General features: G+C 55.5%; 7 protein-coding genes. 2 read left to right on the top strand and 5 right to left on the bottom strand.

Features of this window, described 5'->3' with window-relative positions:
- From P8J86_05950 to P8J86_05940, 3 genes are all read right to left on the bottom strand, one after another.
- A partial coding sequence (locus tag P8J86_05950; protein ID MDG2054233.1) for a UbiA prenyltransferase family protein occupies positions 1-928 on the bottom strand: 928 nt, incomplete at its 3' end.
- A gap of 108 nt (positions 929-1036) precedes the next feature.
- Positions 1037-2290, bottom strand: coding sequence for a radical SAM family heme chaperone HemW (hemW, locus tag P8J86_05945; protein ID MDG2054232.1), 1254 nt, complete (start codon positions 2288-2290; stop codon positions 1037-1039).
- 87 nt (positions 2291-2377) lie between these two features.
- Positions 2378-2593, bottom strand: a complete 216-nt coding sequence (locus tag P8J86_05940) for a hypothetical protein (GenBank protein MDG2054231.1) — start codon at positions 2591-2593, stop codon at positions 2378-2380.
- A gap of 186 nt (positions 2594-2779) precedes the next feature.
- Between P8J86_05940 and P8J86_05935 the strand changes: the two genes are divergently transcribed.
- Positions 2780-4108 (top strand): adenylosuccinate synthase, encoded by a 1329-nt coding sequence (locus P8J86_05935; GenBank protein MDG2054230.1) that lies wholly within the window; start codon positions 2780-2782, stop codon positions 4106-4108.
- Here the strand turns inward: P8J86_05935 and P8J86_05930 are convergent.
- Positions 4022-5509 (bottom strand): hypothetical protein, encoded by a 1488-nt coding sequence (locus tag P8J86_05930; GenBank protein MDG2054229.1) that lies wholly within the window; start codon positions 5507-5509, stop codon positions 4022-4024. The genes P8J86_05935 and P8J86_05930 overlap by 87 nt on opposite strands.
- 136 nt (positions 5510-5645) lie before the next feature.
- Between P8J86_05930 and P8J86_05925 the strand changes: the two genes are divergently transcribed.
- Positions 5646-6437 (top strand): isoprenyl transferase, encoded by a 792-nt coding sequence (locus P8J86_05925; GenBank protein ID MDG2054228.1) that lies wholly within the window; start codon positions 5646-5648, stop codon positions 6435-6437.
- Between the two features lie 14 nt (positions 6438-6451).
- Here the strand turns inward: P8J86_05925 and P8J86_05920 are convergent, their stop codons facing one another.
- On the bottom strand, positions 6452-7981 hold the full coding sequence (locus tag P8J86_05920) for a sodium:proton antiporter (GenBank protein MDG2054227.1): 1530 nt from the start codon (positions 7979-7981) through the stop codon (positions 6452-6454).
- Positions 7982-8095 lie beyond the last annotated feature (114 nt).

Below are 8095 nucleotides of genomic sequence, written 5' to 3'. Positions count from 1 at the left end.
ACTCTTGCACCTGAGGCACGTAGAGCACGACCAAGATGCCGATGCCAAAGAGAAGCACTGCAATAGCCAACACCATGTCGCTCATCAGCGCATCGAGTGGGCTATCGGTCTGTCCCTCACTTGAAACACGATAGAAACGGTGAATTGAAATCAAGATCAGTGGACTCAGCAACGCAAAGCCAAAGGCTCGGGTGCCAAACAGATCCATTGCGTGATCGGACATTGCGTAAACCAAGTACGCCACCATTGCCAAGGTAGCGCTCACACCCAAAAGCCAGTTGAGTTCGATGCGATTGTTATAACCCGCAGGCGACCGCCAGTTCCCATCACCACGCAGCTCTTCACTTGAAAGATCACACAGACGCTTTGTAAACGCCAGGTAGAGGGTTAAAAAGAAGACGCAACCCAACAACCAAATCGAGATCGGCACCGAAATAGCCATCGCCCCTGCAGCGCTGCGCAAACCAAAGCCCGCAGCCAGAATAGATGTATCGACTAACATAATTCGCTTAAGACCACCGTTGTAAGCGCATTGCAGCAGCAGGTACAACGATAAGACCACGCCCACACCAAGCCCAACAAAGAAGCCCAGAACCAAACCCACCACCAGCAACACCAAGCTGATGCTGAGCGCTTGCGTGGCCGTCACATCACCGGCGGCGACAGGCCGCTTGCGTTTAATGGGGTGGTTGCGATCACTGGCCGCATCACAGACATCGTTAAACGCATAGACCGAGGAGGCCACCAGACAGAACGCAATAAAGGTCAAGATGGTCAAGACCACCAGCTCAACCCAAGGCGCCGCATCACCTGAGGCGATCGCTTCACGATTCACCATTGGCAATGCAAAGAAGAAGGCTGGAACCACAAAGAGGTTCTTGACCCAATCTCCTGGTCGGATTAATCGAATGATGGCGTCAATGTGCATAGTTATTCACTGGCCTGTTCATCGGCCCCACCGGAAGACTCCCTGCACTACTACCCGCGAAATAAGCCCTAGTGGGCCTCAAGCAAGGTTATCGAGGCCCGCGAGCCACTAAAGCAGCGCCGCCATGATGCCATCGCCCAACATCCGCCCTTGCTCCGTTAAACGCAATCCGATGGCATCTCGTTCAAGCAAACCCCGCTCACAGAAATCATCAATGACGGTCACGCGCTGCTGCCCGATGGGATCATCTGCCAGCAGTGATGCCACCTGTTGAGCCGACAAGCCAGCATTGAGCCGCAAGCCCAACATCAACTGCTCACCAATGCGACCCTTGCGATCGAGCCTTTCCACATCAACCACGGCCGGCCACTGCTGACCTGCTAAGTAAGCAGGCAGCGCCGGGGCATTGCGCCAACGCAATTGACCCAAATTGCCTGCCGCCCCTGGCCCAACCGGCCAGTAATGGCGCCCCTGCCAATAGACCAGATTGTGCCGACATTGCTCAGCGGCTCCCCGCGCGTAGTTACTGATTTCGTACTGTTCATAACCCGCCTCAGCCAAGCGCTGCTGCACAAGTTCAAACATCGCCGCTTCAAGATCTTCATCGACTTGTTCAACCAGCCCCCGCGAGCGCCGTTGAAACAGCGGCGTCTTGGGTTCATACGTGAGCGCGTAACAGCTCAAATGCTCGGGCTCTAAAGCCAAGGCCTGATCAAGATCAGCCTCAAGCATTTGCATTGATTGACCGGGAATAGCAAAGATTAAATCCAAGCTCACCCGCTTGATGCCCGCTTGGCGAGCCAGCCGAACCGCCCGCCCCACATTGGCGGGCTCATGATGCCGCTCAAGTGCTTTGAGCAAATGCTCATCAAACGACTGAGCGCCGATGCTGATGCGATTCACACCGCTGGCGACCAAGACCTCCAGCAGCGGCCGCTCGACCGTTTCTGGATTCGCCTCAACCGTAAACTCGGTGTCATCATCGACCAGTTGGCCAAGTGCCGCACCTAAGCGTTTCCATAAGCGTGGCTCTAACAACGTGGGCGTGCCCCCACCCACGAACACCGTCTTCAGTGGCAGCGCCAAGCGTTCAGCGCTGAACGCCAGCTCTTCGAGCATTCGATCGACAAAATCGCCATGCTGGCGATGGGTATCGACCACCGAATAGAAGTCGCAGTAGTGGCAGCGATGAAAGCAAAATGGAATGTGCACGTAGAGGCTTGATGCCTTCGCAGTGGCCACATCTGCTTCATTGAGAAACGCGGCAATACTGGGCGCCTGGTCAACCGAGAGCAGCATTCCACCCACAGTCATCGACTGTTGCTGACAACCAGAACCAAGTTGTTGAGAAGAACATTCCACGACCATGCATCATAGTCAGGGCTGAGCCATGACCCGGCATCTGTCTTGATGAATAGGCAAGAGATCGACAGAATCGTGACTGGCCGCTTAGGAAGCCTGCATCAGTGCACTGGTACGCTCAGAACGGACCACTGGCACCTTCAAAAGGGTGCGACAGCCGCGGCAGCGCACCACCAAGCCCCGATGCGACTCTGGAATACCCAGCACCCGCTGGCAACCAAGGTTGGGGCATCGAATACAGACCACTGGATCACTTCCAGTGCGTTGCTCATCCTGTCGCTCTTGATCGGTCTGATGGGTCATAAGTAGCCTCCCGGCCAGCCATCATCGGCCGCTCAGGGAGGGGGTCTTGAGCGCTCTTAGCCCCTCAAGTGAGCTTGTGCATTGACGGGGCCGGTTTTGCGACTTAGTTTGGTCAAGGCGCTGGGTCATTTTGAGCCATCCAGGGCCACTGAACCGCTTTAGTGTGCCTAACAAGTGAGGTGCGGGGTGACAGCAAGAACGTCCGGAAACAATACAGCCGTGGTGGGACTCCAATGGGGTGACGAAGGCAAGGGCAAGGTCGTTGACCTGCTCGCGGCCGAGCATGATGTCATTGTGCGCTACAACGGCGGCGCCAACGCCGGCCACACGGTCGTGATTGGTGAGGAACGCTACGCGATGCACTTGCTGCCCTCAGGCATCTTGTCACCGGGCACAATCTGTGTCATCGGCAATGGCGTCGTAGTTGACCCCGAAACCCTGCTCGAAGAAATCAACATGATCGAAGGGCGCGGCATCGATACCACCGGACGGCTGATGCTTTCCAATCGTTCGCATGTGGTCATGCCCTATCACAAGGAACATGACGCGGCCCTGGAAAGTTATCTCTCTGGCAGTGTCAAGACTGGTGATGATGATCTTTCGATTGGCACCACCAAACGTGGCATCGGCCCCGCTTACGCCGACAAAGTGCATCGCTCCACGGCCATCCGCGCTGGCGATCTACTTGACCGCGCTTACCTGGAAGAAAAACTGCGCCTCACCTGCGCTCTTCGTTCTGCAGAGCTGACCGCCTTGGGCATCGAGACCCCCCCACTGGATCCCTTTGCGCTGGCCGAGCATTACCATCAAATCGGACAGCAGTTGGCTGAGCGCATTACCGACACCACCTATCTTCTCAATGACTATCGCAAGCAAGGCAAACGCCTGCTCTTTGAAGGGGCCAATGCGTGCTTGCTTGATATTGATCATGGCACCTACCCGTACGTAACCAGTTCCAACTGTTCGACGTTGGGTATTCCGGCGGGCACTGGCTTGGCCGGTCACTTGCTTGATCGCACGGTGGGCATCATGAAGGCGTATACCACGCGCGTTGGCGCGGGCCCCTTCCCCACTGAACTGGAAAACGAACTTGGCGAGCGCATTCGTGAGCGTGGCCGTGAGTATGGCACCACCACGGGTCGTCCGCGTCGTTGCGGCTGGCTTGATTTGGTCGCCGTGCGTTATTCGGCGATGGTTTGCGGGGCCACTGAGCTGGCGGTGATGTTGCTCGATGTGCTGTCTGGTTTTGACGAGCTGAAAATCTGCAGCGCTTATCAATTGCCAGATGGTCGCACCACTGACCGTTTCATTCCAGACGCGCGGGGCCTGATTGGCGCGACGCCAATTTACGAGACCGTGCCTGGTTGGCAGGAAGAGATCGATCACACCACCGAGCGTTCGGCCTTGCCTGCTGGAGCGCAAGCGTATTTAGATCGCATTGAAGCGCTGACAGAGCTCCCCATTGGCCTGGTCAGTGTCGGCCCGGAGCGCACCCAGACCATGATCGGCGCGTAGTTGATCACTACTGCGGGGGCTTGCGACGGCGCCTGATGTGGCCAGCGCTTTTTGCTTACTTAGGGTTGCTGTTGTTGTTCTTGCTGTTGCGGCTGCGCCTGCGGGTTGGTCTTCCCCTACAGCGACTGGGCCGGGCGATGCTTCTTGCTGCTTAAGTTTTTGCTCGAGCCGCTCAATCTGCTTGCCCATCGACTGCCAATAAGATGGCCCCAAACGAGCCTCGCGTAATTGCTTGAGATTGTCCAAGCCCGCTTGCTGCTCAGCCTTACTTAGATTCGCTGCCCGCTGTATGTGCTCACGTTCCATATCGTAGACATGCTGCTGTGATTGCTTGAGGTCTTGATCAAGCGCCGCGATATCAATGCCCGCGGCAGTCATTTCAACAAGCAGCTGCGCCCGCAGCGACAGCGCTTGAAGGTAGGCTTCACGCGTCCCGATGCCCAGCAAGGTAGGCCAATGCTGGCGATGAGCAAGCAAGCCTGCACCCTTGGGATCATCACCAAACAAAATCTTGCGATCGCAAGCAAGAATCGCCTGGCTCAGCGCCGGAATGACACGGCTGTCTTGTGGGTTCGCCCGCGCGTAGTGTGTGATAAGTCGCTGACCTCGCCCTGTCATCGCTGAAGGCCGTTGCTCTAGCGTAAAGAGATAGATCTCAACCTCTTCACGCCAGAGAGAATCTTGATCAACCCCTTTGCCACTGTCTTCTACCGTACCCTCCGGCTCGACCCTTTCAATGCCACGTAGATAAGAGGGTAAATCGTTACGCTTCCAGTGACGCTCGAGCGAAAATAGAAACGCATCGTGCTTGACCTGCCTAGTCGCTTGCAAGTAGGCCCCCGTACCAAACCACAGTGTTTTCCTGTATTTCGCATCGAAGCCAGGCGGTGGTGTTCTGACCACAAACGCACGCTTCCCCTCCATTCCGCGAATGTAAGGCCGCGGCAAATACCCATCAGCCTCGAGATTGGCTTGAATTTCAACATCCAGAAAGGCGCCCAGTTCTGGGGCGCGCTGCCATGCAAGAAGCAGTGATGCCGTGGCGTGGTAGTCAAGTGGCGCCTCTGGCGCGCCAAGCTCGGCGATCAACGCCTCGAACGACACCGCATCAAGCGACAGCGCTTGATCACGCAACTTGACCCATTCAGGGCCAGTCGCTTGAGCCAAAGCGCCAGCATCAAGATAATCAACACCAACCACAGTGGTTTCGGCCAGCGGCGTCATCTGATCTTGGGCCACCAATGGGTCGCTCCATGCCCCCCAAAGCACACCAATCAGGAGCAAATGTCCGACAAATGTCGTCGGCCCACTTCGCCTGAAGCAATCGTCGAGAGAGAATGGATACCCGCAAAACCGACCAAAGCGGATTTCAAGCTTCTTTTGAGACAGAGAACGGCGCATTGATAGACTCCTTGCCAATCAGCATGGTTTACAATCAACAGATGTTTGACCCTTCAGATGTTCAACGCCGCCAAGCGAGATCTATTGTCACGCTTGTGTAACAAGGCGATCAGCAACCCACTACCATAGAGCAGATATGCCCAGCAACGCTTCGACACCAACCTCTCAACAGCGCACTGAGCCCGCGCAAGATCCCCTGCCCGACGTGCCGCTGGAGCGGCGCCCCAAACATATTGCCATCATCATGGACGGCAACGGACGCTGGGCACTCGAGCATGGCAAGCCGCGCATCAGTGGCCACCGAGCTGGCGCTCCTGTCACACGCGACATCATTATCGCAGCCGGGCACCTGCACATCGACACCATGACGATGTATTCCTTTTCAATTGAAAACTGGAAGCGACCGCCCGAAGAGGTCAGCGCCCTGATGTCGCTGTACTTGGAGTACCTTGCCAAGGAACGCGACGAGCTCATCCGCAACAACGTGCGATTCCAACAAATTGGCCGCCGTGAGGGCCTTGACCCCGCCGTGCTCGCCGCGGTCGATGAAACGATTGAAGCGACCAGCCACTGCACCGGCCTGACACTCAACTTGGCGGTCAACTACAGCTCACGCCAAGAGATCACTGATGCCGTCACCGCCATCGCCAACAAGGTAGCCAGCGGCAAACTGGACCGTGACGCAATTACCGAGCAGTTGGTTTCAGATCACCTCTATACCGCAGGACAGCCTGATCCAGATCTTCTGATCCGCACCGCTGGCGAACATCGCATCTCAAACTATTTGCTCTGGCAAATCAGCTACGCCGAGATTCATGTCACTGACACGTATTGGCCAGATTTTTGCGATGAAGACTTACACAAAGCGATTCGCGATTATGCCAGCCGCGACCGCCGCTTTGGTGGGGTCGACAAAACAAACTCATAAACGAGAAGTCTGACTTAGTCAGCCTTTTCTTCGCGTCGTGCTACCCATCGCACCACCATCGGCGCTGTGAGACCCTGCAGCAACATCGACATGGTCACCAAAATAAAAGCAGACAAGATGATCGATGGATGAATGTGGGTATCAAATTTCTCACGCATCTCTCCATCCATCATTCCAGCGATCACCGCTTCCGACCCTAAGGCCAGGGCTAACGCGACTGATACCCCACCGCGCAGCCCACACCAGGTCAGCAAGATGAGCTGGCCTTGCGAGAAACGATTTTCGGGTCCAACAAGAAGCCCAGGCAACCATAAACTCAAGTAACGAGCCACCAGAATAAACCAGAAGACAACAAACGAGGCTATTATCACCGCAGGCTTCCAAGTCAGTTGCAGCAACTCCAGGCCCAAGAGCATAAACAGAATGCCGTTGAGGGCTTGATCGATCACGTCCCAGAAGCTGGCTGTCGTGTGCCGCGATTTGGGCGTACCACCCTTGGCAAATTCACCGATCAAAATGCCCGCCACCACCATCGCCAACGGTCCCGATGTCTTGAGAACAATGGCAGCGCAAGTTCCAGCTAAGACAATACCCAAGGTAATCAAGACACGCGTGCTTGAATTAATAGTGCTCCGCAGCATACCGAGGCCAATAAGGGCCAACACACCACCCAATACAAACCCACCAACCAGCTCGCGCGTCAACTGCAATGCAATATCACCTGCATGAACCGACTCGGTCGACAAGTACAGCTGGGCAGCTACGAGAAACAGCACAATACTTACCGCATCGTTGAACAGTGATTCACCAGCCACTGTCAGACGTAATTTTTCTGGCGCTTTGACACGCCGCATAATTGAGATCACCGCCGCAGCATCAGTGGGCGCAATGATCGCGGCCATGACGATACAACCGATCCATACAAAAGGTTTGATCTCGCCTGGCCAGACGTAATTCATGCCCGTGATGACACACCAGATCATGGTCCCAAACAGCAATATAAAAATAACCACCCCAAGCGTTGACAAGTAGGCAATGCCCCAAGCCGCGCTTCTGAGTTTGCCTAAATCAACCTGCAATGCCGCCGCGAAAAGAATAAATCCAAGCAGTCCATGCAACACCAGATCTTGAAACTGATAGGTCTCTAATAAGTTCTTCAGGTAATTAGAATCAACCACCCCAGTTTTTACGAGAAGAAGTGTCACCAGCGCATACACCGCGCCAGACACCAAAGCCACAATGGCCGCCGGCACACGGAAGAACCGATCATTGATCCAGGCTGCCAGCGCGGTCAGACTCACCACCACCGCCAAGGCAAACTCAAGGCCGCCAACAGCACTGTTGAGTTCACTGAGGCCTTGTGGAACTAATGCCGCCCCCACACTGGTAAGCGCCTCAACTTTTTCGCCGGGAATGGGTGTTTGAACAACACCCGAAGCCTCTTGCTGCGCTCGGGTGGCCTCCATCATTTGCTCAGAGTGCTCAGAAGCCATCTGCCCAAATGCGGCGAGGAGAATGTCAACATATTCAGTGGCGAGTGTCATCAACATGGCTGCTAAAGCGTACCCAAAGAACACCAACTCGGCTACGCCTGACAGAATCAACCCCACCTGACACACGCCTCAGTCAGCGCCTCTTGACCAACCAAAAAAGACCAC

This window comes from Phycisphaerales bacterium, assembly GCA_029268515.1.
Classification (GTDB): Bacteria; Planctomycetota; Phycisphaerae; order Phycisphaerales; family SM1A02; genus JAQWNP01.
Note: the sequence above shows the minus strand (reverse complement) of the source record. Positions and strands in the feature narration are given on the sequence as shown.